The following is a 16229-nucleotide window of genomic DNA, read 5'->3' on the forward strand; positions in this document are numbered from 1 at the left end:
CTGGCGGCCCTCTCCCCACCGACTCAGCAACGAGGCACGGAATGACCACACCGGATGCCCTGGGCGCAGCCTTGCCCGGCAACACACACCACACCCCGGGCGGGGCGCTGCGGCGCCTGCCCCTGCCGCCCTCCACCCCGCACCGCATCACCAGCGAGGCCGAGGCTCTGCAGGCCGCCCAGGCCCTGGCCGATGAATGGCGCGTGGACGCAGCCGCCCGCGACCATGAGCGGCGCCTGCCCTGGCAGGAAATCGAGCGCCACACGGCCAGCGGGCTGGGCGCCATCACCGTGCCCCGCGCCTACGGCGGCCTGGGCGCCTCGTACGAGACGCTGGCCCAGGTCTTCGTCACGCTGTGCGCGGCCGACCCTTCGCTGGGCCAGATTCCGCAGAACCATTTCGCCGTGCTGCAGAACCTGCGGGACATGGGCAGCGAGCCCCAGAAGCGCCGCTGGTTCGCCGACGTGCTGGCCGGCCACCGCCTGGGCAATGCCGGGCCGGAGCGCAAGGGGCGCGCGGCCCATGTGCTGGAGGCCACGGCGCGCCTGTCGCGCGATGCCGATGGCGGCCTGCGCGTCAGCGGCACGCGCTTTTACTCCACGGGCTCGGCCTTCGCGCACTGGGTGCCGTTTCGCGCCCAGGACGAGGAAGGCCGCATCGTGCAGGTCTGGGTGCGGCGCGATGCGCCAGGCGTGACCGTGTTCGACGACTGGGACTCCTTCGGCCAGCGCACCACGGCCAGCGGCAGCGTGCAGCTGGACCAGGTGCAGGTACAGCCCGAGGACGTGGTGCCTGCCTGGCAGTTCGAGGCCACGCCCTCGCTGTCCGGCCCGGTGTCGCAGCTGATCCAGGCCTCCATCGACGCGGGCATTGCCCTGGGCGCGCTGCGCGACGCGGTGGACTTCGTGCGCGACAAGAGCCGGCCCTGGATGGACTCCGGCGTGGCGCGCGCCAGCGACGATCCCCACCTCATCCACGAGGTCGGCCAGCTGCAGATCGAGGTGGACGCGGCCCATGCCGTGCTGCTGGAGGCCGCGCGCACGCTGGATACGCTTGCTGCAACGGCTGGTGGCGCGGTGGACGAGCAGGCCAGCGCCCAGGCCTCGGTGGCCGTGGCCGAGGCCAAGATCCTCACCACCGAGGCCGCGCTGCAGGCCGGCGAGCACCTGTTCGCGCTGGCCGGCTCCTCGGCCAGCCGCGCTGCCCACCGCCTGGACCGCCACTGGCGCAACGCCCGCGTGCACACGCTGCACGACCCCGTGCGCTGGAAATACCACCTGCTGGGCAACTACCTGCTCAACGGCGCCCTGCCGCGCCGCCACCAGTGGAACTGACCGCCATGACACAGACATCGACCCAAGAGCTGCAGGCCCTGGCCTCCACACCGGGCAGCCAGCCCGCTCCCGCAGCGCCTCCCGCCCGGCCCGCCCACATCATCGGCAGCGAGGCCGAGGCGCTGGAGGCGGCCCGCAGTTTTGCCGCCCTCATCGCCCCCGGCGCCCTGGCGCGCGACCGCGACCGCCTGCTGCCCTGGCAGGAGGTGGAGCAGTTCAGCCAGAGCGGCCTGTGGGGCATCACCATTCCCCGGGAGTACGGCGGCGCGGGCGTGTCCACGGCCACGCTGACGCGGGCCATTGCCCTGATTGCGGCGGCCGATGGCAACTTCGGCCACATTCCGCAGAACCACTACTACTCGCTGGAAGTGCTGCGCGTGGGCGGATCGCCCGCGCAAAAGGCCTTCTTCTATGACCGTGTGCTGCGCGGCGAGCGCCTGGGCAATGCGCTGGCCGAGATCGGCCACCGCGACTTCCAGCGCCGCACCCGGCTGCTGCGCGAGAGCGGCGGCTGGTTAGTGCAGGGGCGCAAGTTCTATTGCACGGGCGCCCTGTTCGCGCACTGGATTCCCACCCTGGTCAGCGCGCAGGAAGAGGCGCCGGGGCAGGGCGAGCGCATGTATCTGGTCTTCATCCCGCGCGATGCGGCCGGCGTCACCGTCACCGACGACTGGGACGGCTTCGGCCAGCGCGTGACGGGCAGCGGCTCCGTGCAGTTCGATCGCGTGCGCGTGGAGCCCGAATGGGTGGTGCCCTTCACCAGTTCCTTCGAGCGGCCCACCACCATCGGCCCCTTCGCCCAGATCATCCATGCCGCCCTGGACGCGGGCATTGGCCACGGCGCGCTGCAGGCCGCCCTGCCCTTCATCCGCGAGCATGCGCGGCCCTGGGTGGACGCGGGCGTGGCCAGCGCCACGCAGGACCCGCTGCTGCTGCAGCAACTGGGCAATGTCCACGTGCGCCTGCGCGCCGCCGATGCCCTGGTGGCCCGCGCGGCCCTGGCCGTGGACGCCGCCCAGCGCGCGCCCACGGACGACAGCGTGGCCGCCGCCTCGGTGGCCGTGGCCCAGGCCAAGGCGCTGAGCACCAGCGCCAGCCTGCTGGCGGGCAGCAAGCTGTTCGAGCTGGCGGGCACGGCTTCCACCCTGGCGGGACAGGGCCTGGACCGCTTCTGGCGCAACGCGCGCACCCACACCCTGCACGACCCCGTGCGCTGGAAATACCACGCCGTGGGCAACTACGTGCTCAACGGCATACGCCCGCCGCGCCATGGCGCGCTCTGACCTTTACCAACGACACAGGAATGCAATGATGACAACGACCTCCCCCACACTCTGGCCCCGGCTGGCCGCCTTCCTGGGCGCTGCCCTGCTCGCGGGCAGCGCCCTGGCCGCGCCCCTGAAGATCGGCGTGGTGCCGGGCATCTTCGCGGACTCGGTGGAAGCCGCCGCCAAGGAGGCCAAGAAGCAGGGCCTGGACGTGCAGGTGGTGGAATTCACCGACTGGGCCACGCCCAACGTGGCGCTGGACGCGGGCGACATCGACCTCAACTACTACCAGAACAGCAACTACCTGGCCAATGCAGCGCGCAGCAAGGGCTTCAAGTTCACCAGCGTGCAGGCGGGCATCCTGTCCTATCTGGGCCTGTACTCCACGCGCCACAAATCCCTGGCCGACCTGCCCACGGGCGCCAAGGTGGCCATTGCCAGCGACCCCGTCAACGTGGGCCGCGGCCTGCGCCTGCTGCAGCACGCGGGCCTGATCACGCTGCGCCCCGACACCGGGCTGCTGGGCACCCAGGCGGACATCGTCTCCAACCCCAGGAAGCTGCAGTTCGTGGAGATCGAGGGCCCGCAGCTGGCGCGCACCACGCCCGACGTGGACCTGGCCCAGGGCTTTCCGTATTTCATCATCGCCTCCAAGGCCTTCGATGCCAGCAAGGGCCTGGCGTACACCAGCTACGAGGACGACTCCTGGGCCATCCAGTTCGTGGCCCGCAGCGACCGCGCGGCCGACCCGCGCATCGCCCGCTTCCTGGACATCTACAAAAACTCCGACGTGGTGCGCAAGACCATCCACGCCTTCTACCTGAACGACCAGAAGCTCTACCGCCTGGCCTGGTTGAAGAACTGACGCAACGGACTGCAGGACCCGCCCCATGACGCAAGCCAAGCGCCACATCCACGTCAACGCCTTCAACATGAACTGCGTGGGCCACATACACCACGGCCTGTGGACCCATCCGCGCGACCGCTCCACCGAGTACGGCTCGCTGGCCTACTGGACCCACATCGCCAGGGTGCTGGAGGAAGGCCTGTTCGACGGCATCTTCATCGCCGACGTGGTCGGCTACTACGACGTCTACCAGGGCGGCGTGGACCTGACCCTGCGCGAAGGCATACAGCTGCCCGTCAACAACCCCTGGCTGCTGGTCTCGGCCATGGCGGCGGTGACGCGGCACATCGGCTTCGGCCTCACGGCCACCGTGGGCGCGCACCAGCCCTATACCTTCGCGCGCGACGTGACCACGCTGGACCAGCTGACCAACGGCCGCATCGGCTGGAACATCGTCACCGGCTATGTGGACAGCGGCGCGCGCGGACTGGGCCAGAACGGCCTGGCCGAGCACGACAGCCGCTACGACCGCGCCGACGACTTCCTGGAGCTTTCCTACAAGCTCTGGGAAGGCAGCTGGGAAGAGGGCGCCGTGATCGCCGACAAGGCGCGGCGCATCCACGCCCTGCCCGGCAAGGTGCACCCGGTGGTGCACGAGGGGCCGTTCTACCGCGCCAACGCCATCCACATGAGCGCGCCCTCGCCCCAGCGCACGCCCGTGCTGTTCCAGGCCGGCACCTCGCCGCGCGGGCTGCGCTTTGCGGGCCGGCATGCCGAGGGCATCTTCATCGGCGCGCGCACGCCCGAGGCCGCGCGCGAGGCCTCGCGCCAGCTGCGCCAGGCCGCCGTGGACGCGGGCCGTCGTCCCGAGGACATCAAGATCTACGCCGGCGTGGCCGTGGTGCCCGGCCGCACCGAGGCCGAGGCGCGCGAGAAATACGCCGACTACCTGGCCCACGCCAGCGCGGAAAGCGGGCTGGCCCACTTTGCCGCCAGCACCGGCGTGGACTTTGCGCAGTACGGGCTGGACGACCCCATCTCCTTCGGCAACACCAACGCCATCCAGTCGGCGGCCCAGGCCGCGCAGAAGCAGGGCTGGACCACGCGGCGCAAGCTGCTGGAGCAGTTCACGCTGGGCAGCCGCTACGCCACCATCGTGGGCGACCCGTCCCATGTGGCCGACGAGCTGGAGCGCTGGATCGACGTGGGCGAGATCGACGGCTTCAACCTGACCCGCATCGTCGCGCCCGAGACCTGGGAAGACTTCGCCCGCCTGGTCGTGCCCGAGCTGCAGAACCGGGGCCGCTACCGCACCAGCTACGGCGAGGACGCCACGCTGCGCCAGCGCCTGTTCGGCCAGGGCGACCGCCTGCCCGCCAGCCACGCCGCCGCGCGCTGGCGGCGTTGAAGTCCTTAGCCACCCTCCCCCACCGGCCCGTGGCCCGGCCCTGCCTTGCAGGCAGGCCGGGTTGGCGGGCCTTTGAATTTGCAAAGCCATGACCACCACCCTCCCCTGCGCCACCGAGCCTGCGGCCTACGCGGCGCCCGGCCCAACCACAGACGGCCCGGCCGATCCCGACGCGCCCTCGCTGCCATCCCTGCAGGCGCGTTTTCGCCCCGTGTTCGACCGCATCGCCCAGGGTGCGGCCGAGCGCGAACGCACGCGCAGCCTGGCCCATGAACCCATCGCCTGGCTGCGTGACAGCGGCTTCACCGCGCTGCGCGTGCCGCGCCGCCTTGGCGGGGCCGGCGCCAGCGTGGAGCAACTGTTCGCGCTGTGGACCGAGCTGGCCGAGGCAGACTCCAACGTCGCCCAGATCCTGCGCCCGCACTTCGGCTTTCTGGACCGCGTGCTCATCGACCGCGATGCCGCCACCCAGGCCCGCTGGCTGCCGCTGGCCGCGCGCGGCGCCGTGTTCGGCAATGCCACCACCGAGGTGGGCACGGGCACCCTGGGCACGCTGCAGACCACCCTGGTGCCCGATGCGCAGCCCGGCTGGTGGCGGCTGGACGGGCGCAAGTTCTACAGCACGGGCACGCTGTATGCCGACTGGGTGACCGTGGTGGCGCGCGCGGTGGAGCCGGGCAAGCAAGACCAGACCGTGCACGCCGTCGTGCCCACCTCGGAGGCCGGCGTGCAGCGCTTCGATGACTGGCGCGGCTTTGGCCAGCGCCTGACCGGCTCGGGCACCACCGTGCTCAGCCAGGTGCGCGTGCCCGACGACGCCGTGATCCGCTTCCCGCGCGCCCAGCCCACGCCCCTGGTGGCCTATTTCCAGCTGGCCCACCTGGCCACCCTGGCCGGCATTGCACGGGCCTTGCAGCGCGATGCCATCGCCTATGTGCAGGCGCGCCGCCGCGTGTTCAGCCACGGCAGCGCCACCCTGCCCAAGGACGATCCGCTGGTGCAGCACATCGTCGGCCAGCTGGCCGGCACGGCCTACATCGCAGGCCTGGCCGTGGCCGACGTGGCCGCCGAACTGGGCCGCATCGCGCGCGAGCGCGAGGCCGGGCGCGAGGTGCCGCTGCAGCAGCTGCATGCCCTGGAGCTGCGCACGGCCCAGGCCCAGGTGGCCGTGGTCGATCCCGTGCTGCAGGCGGCCGCGCGGCTGTTCGAGGTGGGCGGCTCCAGCGCCCTGTCCGAAGACCTGGCACTGGACCGCCACTGGCGCAATGCGCGCACCCTGGCCTCGCACAACCCCGTGCTGTACAAGGCCCGCTCGGCGGGCGACATCCTGCTCAACGGCGCCGACCCCATCTACTACTGGCACGTGGGCGTGACGGGCGTGACGGGCGTGGCGGGCTGAAGGCCCTTGCGCGGCCGCGCTGCGCAGGGACGGGCGCAGCGGCCGTGCGCATATCGCCAGAACGCATTAGCACATGCCATGCGCCACAAAATTCCTTTCAGAAACAAGCACTTGCCAAGGCACCCAAACCGATAAGCAAATGCATTAAGTTTCTTTCGCCATACCGGCGTTCGGCCCTGTAATGAAGGCATCCATCCCACCTCATCCGGGCTGGCAGTCTTCGCAAACCGCATGCCGCGCTGCCTCCTGGAACCCACGCCAAGGAGTTTCCATGAGCCGATCGCTGAAGACTGTCATCGTCAATGGCAGCCTGAGCCGCCCCTCCCGCACCCGTGTCCTGCTGGACGCCCTGCATGCCCGCCTGGGCCAGGAGCTGCCGCTGCAGGCACAGGTCATCGACCTGCTGGACCTGCAGCCCCACTTGGGCGCGGCCCTGTCCAAGAACGACCTGCCGCCGGCCACGCTGCAGGCCATCGAAGCCATCGAGCAGGCCGACTTCCTCATCGTCGGCGCGCCGGTCTTTCGCGCCAGCCTGCCGGGCCTGCTCAAGCACCTGTTCGACCTGATCGACCTGGACGCGCTGCAGGGCACGCCCGTGCTGCTGGCCGCCACCGGCGGCAGCCCGCGCCACGCACTCATCCTGGACCACCAGCTGCGCCCGCTGTTCGGCTTTTTCTCGGCCCTCACCCTGCCCATTGGCGTGTACTCCACGCCCGAGGACATCCAGGACGGCCAGGTCCACAGCGAATCGCTGCGCCAGCGCATCGAGCTGACCGTGCAGCTGTCGGCGCCAGTGCTGCGCGGTGCGCTGCAGCAGCTGGTGCAGGCCCAAATCCAGGCCGAGGCAAAGCCGCCCGTTCCCGAAGCCGCCGACCTGGCCCTGGCCGGGCAGCCCGCGTGAGCCAGGCAGAGGCCGTCCCTGCGGACCCGATAGCCACTGCGCAGGATCTGGCGCAGTGCCTTGCCGCCACGGCGGCCCGGCGCGATGCCGCAGGCGGCACGCCCAAGGCCGAGCGCGATGCGCTGCGCGCCAGCGGCCTGCTGGCACTGAGCATTCCGCGCGAGCTGGGCGGCCTGGGCGCGGACTGGGTGCAGACGCTGGAGACGGTGCGCATCCTGGCCACGGCAGACGGCTCGCTGGCCCATGTCTACGGTTTCCAGCACCTGCACCTGGCCACCGTGCAGCTGTTCGGCCAGCCCGCCCAGTGGCGGCCCTGGCTGCTGCAGACGGCACGCCACCGCTGGTTCTGGGGCAATACGCTGAACCCTCTGGACCGCCGCACCACGGCCACGCGCCAGCCCGGCCACTGGGAGTTCTCGGGCAAGAAAAGCTTTACCTCGGGCGCGCTGGACTCGCAGATGCTGGTGGCCTCGGCCATCGATGCCGACAGCGGCCAGCTGCTGATCGGCGTGGTGCCCACGGAGCGCACGGGCATCACCTTGCTGCGCGACTGGGACAACATGGGCCAGCGCCAGACCGACAGCGGCTCGGCCCTGTTCGAGCGCGTGCGCGTGGAGGCGGCCGAGCTGCTGCTGGACCCCGGCCCGCTGTCCACGCCCCATGCCGCGCTGCGCCCGCTGCTGGCCCAGCTCATCCTGGCCCATCTGTTCCTGGGCATTGCCCAGGGCGCGCTGGAGCAGGCGCGCGGCTACACGCTGAACGAGGCGCGGCCCTGGTTCAAGTCCCCTGCCGATGCGGCCGGCGCAGACCCCCACATCCAGGCGCTGTATGGCGAGCTGTGGGCCGCGCTGGAAGGCGCGCGCCTGCTGACCCTGCAGGCCGCGCAGCGCTTTGACGCCGCCTGGCGCCGTGGCCCGGCGCTGACCGCCCACGAGCGCGGCGAAGTCGCCGTGGCCGTGACGGCCGCCAAGATTGCCACCACGCGCTCGGGGCTGGACCTGTCCAGCCGCATCTTCGAGGCAACGGGCGCGCGCGCCACGCACGCGGCGCTGCGCTTTGACCGCTTCTGGCGCAACCTGCGCACGCAGACGCTGCACGACCCGCTGCACTACAAGCTGCAGGAGCTGGGCGACTGGGTGCTCAACGGAACCCATCCGCAGCCCAGCTTCTACTCGTGACGCCGCGCCATGAACACCCGTCTGCCCACCTGGCCGCCCGGCAAGTCCTCGGCAACACCTGCGCCCGTACCTGCAACCGTGCATGCGCCCGCAACCTCTGCCGCGCACGATGACGGTGCCGCGCCCGCGCCGTGGATACTGCAAGACCCGGCCTCGCAGGCCCTGCTCAAGACCATGGGACAGGTGGCCGCCAGCGAGGCCGGCGTCCTCATCCTGGGCGACAGCGGCGCCGACAAGGAAATGGTGGCCCGCCACATCCACCGCCTGAGCCCGCGCCGCCACGGCCCCTTTGTCGCCGTCAACTGCGGCGCGCTGTCCGAGGCCCTGATCAACGCCGAGCTCTTCGGCCACGAAAGCGGTGCGCTGACGGGTGCCTTCGGCAACCTGCCCGGCCGCTTCGAGGACGCCCATGGCGGCACCCTGCTGCTGGACGAGATCGACGACCTGCCCCTGCACATCCAGAGCAAGCTGGTGCGCGTGCTGCAGGACAAGGCGGTCACCCGCATCGGCGCCAGCCAGCGCACGCCGGCCGATGTGCGCGTGCTCGCGGCCAGCAGCGCGCCGCTGCACACCAAGGTGGCGGCGCGGCGCTTTCGCGAAGACCTGTACTACCTGCTCGATGTCGTCACCCTCACCGTGCTGCCGCTGCGCCAGCGCCCGGCCGACATCCTGCCGCTGGCGCGCCACTTCATCGCGAGCTACTGCCAGCGCATGCGCTACGCGCCCATGGCACTCAGCCAGGACGCGCAGCGCAAGCTGCTGGAGCACGACTGGCCCGGCAACAGCCGCGAGCTGGAGAACGTCATCCACCGCAGCCTGCTGCTGACCCAGGGCATGCACATCGGTGCGGGCGACCTGCACATCGCCAGCAGCCAGGGCGAGCCCGATCCCGTCCCCACACGCGAGGCCGAACACGGCGCCCAGGCCGCCGCCGCCGAACTGGCCCTGGGCGAAGCGCTGGACAGCCTGTGCGACGTGCATGCCGAAGGCCTGGAGCAGCACGTGCTGGGCGCCCTGCTGCTCAAGGCCTGGCAGCGCAACCGCGGCAATCAGGTGCAGACCGCGCGCCAGCTGGGCATCAGCCGCAGCGTGGTGCGCGCGCGGCTGCAGCGCCTGGGCCAGGTGCCGGGCGAGGCCGCGCCACCGTCTTTTCCATCGTCCCCGGAGATCCCATGAGTCAAGACCCCCACGCATCGCCAGACATCTTCTGGTTCCTGCCCACCTCGGGCGACACGCGCTACCTCGGCACCTCCGACTTCGGCCGCGCGCCCACCAACGCCTACATGCGCCAGATCGCCGTCACGGCCGAGGAGCTGGGCTACGACGGCCTGCTGATCCCCACCGGCAGTTCCTGCCTGGACCCCTGGGTGGTCGCCTCCAGCCTGGTGCCCGTCACGCAGCGCATCAAGCTGCTGGTGGCCCTGCGCACCTCGCTGGGCGCGCCCGTGTCCAGCGCACGCCAGGCCGCCACGCTGGACCAGGCCCTGGGCGGGCGCCTGCTGCTCAACGTGGTGCCAGGGGGCGATGCCACCGAGCTGGAGGCCGACGGCATCTTCCTGGCCCATGACGAACGCTATGCCTATGCCGATGAATTCCTGACCATCTGGCGCCGCCTGCTCGCCGGCGAGGCCGTGGATTTCGACGGCAAATACTTCAAGGTCAAGCAGGGCCGCAACTTCTTTCCCCCGGTGCAAAAGCCGCATCCGCCGCTGTACTTCGGCGGCTCCTCGGACGCCGCCCACGACCTGGCCGCACGCCAGGTGGACGCCTACCTCACCTGGGGCGAGCCCCCCGCCGCCGTGGCCGAAAAGTTCGCCGACATCCGCCGCCGCGCCGCGCAGCAGGGCCGCCAGGTCCGCCTGGGCGTGCGGCTGCACGTCATCGTGCGCGAGACCAACGAGGAGGCCTGGGCCGATGCCGAGCGCCTGATCAGCAAGCTCACCGACGAGGACATCGCCCGCGCCCAGGCCGGCTATGCGCGCATGGACTCCGTGGGCCAGTCGCGCATGGCCGCGCTGCACGGCGGGCGGCGCGACCGGCTGGAGGTGGCGCCCAACCTCTGGGCCGGCGTGGGCCTGGTGCGCGGCGGCGCGGGCACGGCCCTGGTCGGCGATGCCGCCACCGTGGCCGAGCGCCTGCGCGAGTACGCCGCGCTGGGCGCGGACAGCTTCGTGCTTTCGGGCTACCCGCACCTGGAGGAATCCATCCGCTTTGCCGAGCTGGTCTTCCCCCTGCTCGGCAAGCGGGCCGTCACCACCAGCGACCAGGCCCAGACCGGCGGCGCCTTCGACATCCGCAGCATCCAGCGCAGCCAATCCGCATCGTGAGCCGGCCGGGGCCGCGGCCCCCGGACAGACCGGAGTCTGTGCACGCAACGCGATCAACGCCACAATCCGCCCGTCCCCCACGATGAGAGCGTGACGTTGCCATGAGCCTGAGAATCGATGACGAAATAACCTTCCGCAGACTGGAGGTGCTGCTCGCCTTCCTGGAGACAGGCAATCTCGCCAAGACGGCGGAACGGCTGGAGACCAGCTCGGTCAGCGTGCACCGCGCCCTGCATGCGCTGGAGGCCGGCATGCGCTGCGCCCTGTTCCGGCACGAGGGGCGCAACCTCAAGCCCACCGAGGCAGCGCAGACCCTGGCCGATGTCGCCAGGGAGGTGCTGGCCACCATGTCCGAGGGCATACGCGCCACGCGCGAGGTGGCAGGCTACTCGGCGGACCGCATCCGCATCGGCTCGCTGTACTCCCTGACCAACCGCACCGTGCCGGCGCTGGTGATGGCGCTGAAGCTGCGCCGCCCCGATCTGCAGACCGAACTGGTGCTGGGCTCGAACGCCGGCCTGCTGGAGCGGCTGCGCAACGGAACGCTGGACGCGGCGCTGATGGCCATGCCGGACAACGCCGCCGACATGCAGACGCAGCTGCTGTTCGAGGACGACATTTTCTTTGCCGCGCCCGTGGGCTCGCCCTATGCGCATCTGGCCGAGGTCGATCTGGGCGCCATGGCGCGCGAGAACTTCGTGAGCCTGGGCGAAGGCTTTGCGACCTATGGCGGCTTCATCGAGTCCTTCCGGGTGGCCGGCTTCACGCCCAACGTGGTGATGAAGACGGATGACATCTTCTCGCTGATGAACCTGGTCAGCGGCGGCGTCGGCTACACGCTGCTGCCCGGGCGTGTGCGCGGCGTGATGCCGCAGAAGGTGCAGCTGATACCGCTGCAGGCCAGGTACCTGATGCGCCAGACCATCGTGCTGACCTTTTTGCGCTCCCGCGAACGCGACCCCAACCTGCTGGCCCTGCTCAGCGTGTGCCGGCTCGCGGACGGGCAGCTCGGCTGACCCGCCATACCGGGGGCGACAGCCCCGCTTCGCCGGGTTAACCCTTCATTGTTTCTCTCTGCGTAATTGTTGGCGCTCGCGCTTTATTGATGCGCTCCGGGCCGCCGCGTACCGTGCATACCAGCATGCACACGTATTGCAGGCGCATAAAAAACCGGAGACATCGCATGAATTCCCATTGGATATCGATTGGCGCGTTGATAGGCATGTTCGTCCTGGCGACGGCATTGCCCATCAACATGGGCCTGCTGGCCTTTGTCGGGGCCTTCCTGGTCGGCACCCTGGTGGCCGGCATGGGAACCAAGGCCATCATTGGCGGCTTTCCCGCCGACCTGTTTCTGACGCTGGCGGGCATCACCTACCTGTTCGCGCTGGCGCAGAACAACGGAACCATCGACTGGCTGGTCCGCATGGCGGTGCGCGCCGTGCGCGGGCGCATTGCCGCCATACCGTGGATCATGTTCTTCATTGCGGCCCTGCTGACGGCGGTGGGCGCCGTCAGCCCTGCGGCCGTGGCCATCATCGCGCCCATTGCCCTGGGCTTTGCCGCCAAGTACGGCATCAATCCGCTGATGATGGGTCTGCTGGTGATCCATGGCGCGCAGGGCGGCGGCTTCTCGCCCATCAGCATCTACGGCGGCATCACCAACAAGATCGTGGCCAAGGCGGGCCTGCCGCTCAACGAGATGGCCACCATGCTGGCCAGCATGGGGGTCAACCTGGCCGTGGCCGTGCTGCTGTTCTTCCTGATGGGCGGCGCCCGGCTGATGCGCATGAAGGCCGATGCCGATGGCAGCGTGCCCGCCACGCCGCGCGTCTCGCATGCCCAGGGCGGCGCCCAGGTGTATGGCGACGCCGAAGGCGAGGCCCTGTCCGAGGAGCGCAACACGGCTGCACGCTCCAGCGACTCGCTGATGCGCGCCGCCCCTGAACAGGACGCCGCGCCGCAATCGCGCAGCTACCAGATGGCCACCGTGGTCGGCCTGCTGGCGCTCGCGGTCCTCACCCTGTTCTTCAAGCAGGACATCGGCTTTGTCTCCATCACCATCGGCCTGGTGCTGACGCTGATGGCGCCCAACCTGCAAAAGCGCGCGCTGGGCCAGGTGTCCTGGCCCGAGATCATGCTCATCGTGGGTGTCAGCACCTATGTGGGCGTGATGGACAAGATGGGCACCATCGACTTCGTCGGCCACAGCGTGGCGCAGCTGACCTCGCCCCTGGTGGCGGCCTTGCTGCTGTGCTTCGTGGGCGCCGTGGTGTCGGCCTTCGCCTCCTCGACGGCGGTGCTGGGCTCGCTGATTCCGCTGGCCGTGCCCTTCCTGCAGGGCGGCTCCGATGTGAGCGCCGTCGGCTTCATCGCGGCCATGGCCGTGTCCTCGACCATCGTGGATGTCAGCCCCTTCTCGACCAACGGCGCCCTCGTCCTGGCCAATGCCAAGGGCGTGGACCGCGACCGCTTCTTCCGCCAGCTGATGGTCTACGGCGGCCTTGTCACCCTGGTGGCGCCGCTGCTCGTGTGGCTGCTGTTCGTGGTCCTCTAGCCAGGCACTTCGACCGGACCGCCCGCCCCCTGCCCCCTCCATGTCACGCCAACCCCTGATATCCCATGACTGACCCCTCCTGGAACCTCAAAGCCGGGGAGCGCGCCGCCAGGCTGGCGCGCGCCCGGGCCGCCCTCGGGCCGCGCCTGGCCGGCAAGAGCGTCGATGCCGGCGCCATCACCGAGCTGCTGCACGCCGTGCTGGCGCCCGGCGACCGCGTCTGCCTCGAAGGCAACAACCAGAAGCAGGCCGACTTCCTGGCCCGCGCCCTGGTCCAGCTCGATCCGCAGCAGGTGCACGATCTGCACATGGTGCAGTCGGTGCTGGCGCTGCCGGAGCACCTGGATGTGTTTGAAAACGGCATCGCGCGGCGGCTGGACTTCAGCTTCTCCGGCCCGCAAGGGGCGCGGCTGGCCAAGCTGGTCTCGGCCCGGCAGCTGGAGATCGGGGCCATCCACACCTACCTGGAGCTGTTCGCGCGCTACTTCGTGGACCTGACGCCCAAGGTGGCCCTGGTGGCGGCCCACGCGGCCGATGCCCAGGGCAACCTGTACACCGGCCCCAACACCGAAGACACGCCGGCCATCGTCGAGGCCACGGCCTTTTCGGGCGGCATCGTCATCGCCCAGGTCAACGAGATGGTGGATGGCACCACCACGGCGCTGCCGCGCGTGGACATTCCCTCGGACTGGGTGCATTTCGTCGTGCAGGCGCCCCGGCCCAACGTCATCGAGCCGCTGTTCACGCGCGACCCGGCCCAGATCAGCGAAATCCAGGTGCTGATGGCCATGATGGCCATCAAGGGCATCTACGCCGAGTACGAGGTCCAGCGCCTGAACCATGGCATCGGCTTCGACACGGCGGCCATCGAGCTGCTGCTGCCGACCTACGGCGAATCGCTGGGGCTGAAGGGCCGCATTGCGCGGCACTGGGCGCTGAACCCGCATCCGGCGCTGATACCGGCCATCGAGGCCGGCTGGGTGGAGTCCATCCATTCGTTCGGCTCCGAGCTGGGCATGGAGGACTACATCCGTGCGCGCTCGGACGTGTTCTTCACCGGCGCCGATGGCAGCCTGCGCAGCAACCGCGCCTTCTGCCAGGCGGCGGGCCACTATGCCTGCGACCTGTTCATCGGCTCGACGCTGCAGATCGACCTGGACGGCAACAGCTCCACCGCGACGCTGGGGCGCATTGCCGGCTTCGGCGGCGCCCCCAACATGGGCGCGGACGCGCGCGGCCGGCGCCATGCCAGCGCCGCCTGGCTCAAGGCCGGGCGCGAGGCGCGGGCGGGCCGCAGCGGCGCGGCAGGCACGCCGCGCGGGCAAAAGCTGGTGGTGCAGATGGTGGAGACCTTCCGCGAGCACATGCAGCCCGCCTTCGTGGAGCGGCTCGATGCCTGGACGCTGCAGGAGCAGGCCGGCATGGACCTGCCGCCCATCATGATCTACGGCGAGGACGTGACCCACATCCTGACGGAGGAAGGCATTGCCAACCTGCTGCTGTGCCGCAGCGACGAAGAGCGCGAGCAGGCCATCCGCGGCGTGGCCGGCTACACGGCCGTGGGCCTGGCGCGCGACCGTCGCATGGTGGAGAACCTGCGTGACCGCGGGGTGATCCGCCGTCCGCAGGACCTGGGCATCGACCCGCGCCAGGCCACGCGCAATCTGCTGGCCGCGCGCAGCATGCGCGATCTGGCCCAGGCCTCGGGCGGGCTGTACCAGCCTCCCCGCCGATTCAGGAACTGGTAGGAGAGACGATATGAGCGAGATACCCGCAGGGCTGGAGTCCCTGAGCTATTGCTTCGCAGGCGGCCGGCCGGCCGGCGCCTTTGCCCCCGTCCTGGTCGGCGTGGTCGGCTCGGGCAACCTGGAGGTGATGCTGGAGAGCACGGGCGGCGATGGCTGCGAAGTGCAGGTGCAGACCTCGGCACACGGCTTCGGCGCCATCTGGCAGGCCGTGGTGGAGGATTTCCGCGAACGCCACCCCGTGGGCGGCGTGCGCGTGTCCATCAACGACATGGGGGCCACGCCGGCCGTGGTCAGCCTGCGGCTGGACCAGGCCCTGGCCGAACTGCAGGGAGGCCAGCCATGATCAGCTACGCGGAATGCACGGCGCGCGAGCGCCTGGCGAAGCTGCTGGATGCCGCCAGCTTCCATGAATGGCTGCCGCCCTCCGAGCGGCTGACCAGCCCCCATCTGGCACAGCTGGGCGTGCCCAGCGCCTTTGACGACGGCGTGGCCATCGGCCGGGGCCTGCTGGGCGGGCGCACGGTGTTCGTGGCCGCGCAGGAGGGCGAATTCATGGGCGGCGGCGTGGGCGAGGTGCATGGCGCCAAGCTCGTGGGCCTGCTGCGCCGCGCCCTGCTGGAGCGGCCCGCGGCCGTGCTGCTGCTGGCCGAGTCGGGCGGCGTTCGGCTGCATGAGGCCAATGCCGGGCTGATCGCGGTGTCGGAGGTCATGCGCGCCCTGCTGGACGTGCGCGCCTCGGGCATCCCTGTGGTGGTCCTCATCGGCGGGGCCAACGGCTGCTTCGGCGGCATGGGCATCGTGGCGCGCTGCGCCGACCAGGTGGTGATGAGCGACATCGGCCGCCTGGCCATGTCGGGACCGGAGGTGATCGAGGCCTCGCACGGCGTCGATGAATTCGATGCGCGCGACCGCGCCCTGGTCTGGCGCACCACCGGCGGCAAGCACCGCTGGCTGTGCGGCGACTGCGATGCGCTGGTGGCCGACGATGTCGAGGCCTTCCGCGCCGCCGCCATCGCCGCGCTGGACCACTCCCGTCCGGTGAGTCTTGAAGGGCTGCTGCAGGAGCATGCGCTGCTGCGCGCGCGGCTGGACACCCTGGACGCCCTCAAGGCGGGCAGCGCCATCGGCCCGCAGGACGAGGCCATGCGCCTGTGGCAGGCCCTGGGCGTGCCCGACGCCTGGCGCGTGCCCGACCTGGACGCCGCCGCCGTGCGTGCCTTGCGCACGACGCCCGCCACGGGCATTTCACAGGAGTAGCCGCC

Annotated in this window: 14 protein-coding genes; all 14 read left to right on the forward strand. The window is 70.5% G+C overall.

From position 1 onward, the window contains the following. The first annotated feature begins 41 nt into the window (after nt 1-41). The 14 genes from IB269_RS10500 (at nt 42) to IB269_RS10565 (ending at nt 16224) form a co-directional block, all read left to right on the forward strand. Nucleotides 42-1334 carry an SfnB family sulfur acquisition oxidoreductase gene (locus IB269_RS10500; RefSeq protein ID WP_192367115.1) on the forward strand — a complete coding sequence of 431 codons (1293 nt, stop codon included), beginning with the start codon at nt 42-44 and terminating at the stop codon, nt 1332-1334. 5 nt (nt 1335-1339) lie between these two features. Continuing rightward, entirely contained in the window at nt 1340-2617 is a 1278-nt protein-coding gene (locus tag IB269_RS10505; RefSeq protein WP_192367116.1) for an SfnB family sulfur acquisition oxidoreductase, read from the forward strand. A 25-nt stretch (nt 2618-2642) separates the two neighbouring features. After that, nucleotides 2643-3467, forward strand: coding sequence for a MetQ/NlpA family ABC transporter substrate-binding protein (locus IB269_RS10510; protein ID WP_012203704.1), 825 nt, complete (start codon nt 2643-2645; stop codon nt 3465-3467). Nucleotides 3468-3492: 25 nt separating this feature from the next. Further along, nucleotides 3493-4857, forward strand: a complete 1365-nt coding sequence (locus IB269_RS10515; protein ID WP_192367117.1) for an LLM class flavin-dependent oxidoreductase — start codon at nt 3493-3495, stop codon at nt 4855-4857. Between the two features lie 88 nt (nt 4858-4945). Continuing rightward, on the forward strand, nt 4946-6256 hold the full coding sequence (locus tag IB269_RS10520) for an acyl-CoA dehydrogenase family protein (RefSeq protein WP_192367118.1): 1311 nt from the start codon (nt 4946-4948) through the stop codon (nt 6254-6256). Between the two features lie 271 nt (nt 6257-6527). Then, a complete protein-coding gene (gene msuE, locus IB269_RS10525; RefSeq protein ID WP_192367119.1) occupies nt 6528-7157 on the forward strand; it encodes an FMN reductase in 630 nt (209 codons plus the stop codon). Further along, complete coding sequence (locus IB269_RS10530) at nt 7154-8335, forward strand: acyl-CoA dehydrogenase family protein (RefSeq protein WP_192367120.1); 1182 nt, start codon at nt 7154-7156, stop codon at nt 8333-8335. Before msuE ends, IB269_RS10530 begins: the two co-directional genes overlap by 4 nt. Nucleotides 8336-8344: 9 nt before the next feature. After that, complete coding sequence (locus tag IB269_RS10535; protein ID WP_123692861.1) at nt 8345-9511, forward strand: sigma-54 interaction domain-containing protein; 1167 nt, start codon at nt 8345-8347, stop codon at nt 9509-9511. Continuing rightward, nucleotides 9508-10662, forward strand: coding sequence for an FMNH2-dependent alkanesulfonate monooxygenase (gene ssuD / locus IB269_RS10540; protein ID WP_012203698.1), 1155 nt, complete (start codon nt 9508-9510; stop codon nt 10660-10662). Before IB269_RS10535 ends, ssuD begins: the two co-directional genes overlap by 4 nt. Before the next feature lie 101 nt (nt 10663-10763). After that, on the forward strand, nt 10764-11678 hold the full coding sequence (locus IB269_RS10545) for a LysR family transcriptional regulator (protein WP_012203697.1): 915 nt from the start codon (nt 10764-10766) through the stop codon (nt 11676-11678). A gap of 167 nt (nt 11679-11845) precedes the next feature. After that, nucleotides 11846-13219: an SLC13 family permease gene (locus IB269_RS10550; protein WP_192367121.1), complete on the forward strand. Its 1374-nt coding sequence runs from the start codon at nt 11846-11848 to the stop codon at nt 13217-13219. A 65-nt stretch (nt 13220-13284) separates the two neighbouring features. After that, nucleotides 13285-14967 (forward strand): malonate decarboxylase subunit alpha, encoded by a 1683-nt coding sequence (gene mdcA, locus IB269_RS10555; protein ID WP_192367122.1) that lies wholly within the window; start codon nt 13285-13287, stop codon nt 14965-14967. Between the two features lie 10 nt (nt 14968-14977). Beyond that, complete coding sequence (gene mdcC, locus IB269_RS10560; RefSeq protein ID WP_012203694.1) at nt 14978-15310, forward strand: malonate decarboxylase acyl carrier protein; 333 nt, start codon at nt 14978-14980, stop codon at nt 15308-15310. Further along, a complete protein-coding gene (locus IB269_RS10565; protein WP_012203693.1) occupies nt 15307-16224 on the forward strand; it encodes a biotin-independent malonate decarboxylase subunit beta in 918 nt (305 codons plus the stop codon). Before mdcC ends, IB269_RS10565 begins: the two co-directional genes overlap by 4 nt. The last annotated feature ends 5 nt before the right edge of the window (nt 16225-16229 follow it).

Source organism: Delftia sp. DLF01, from assembly GCF_014852125.1.
In the GTDB taxonomy this organism is placed as follows: domain Bacteria; phylum Pseudomonadota; class Gammaproteobacteria; order Burkholderiales; family Burkholderiaceae_C; genus Comamonas; species Comamonas acidovorans.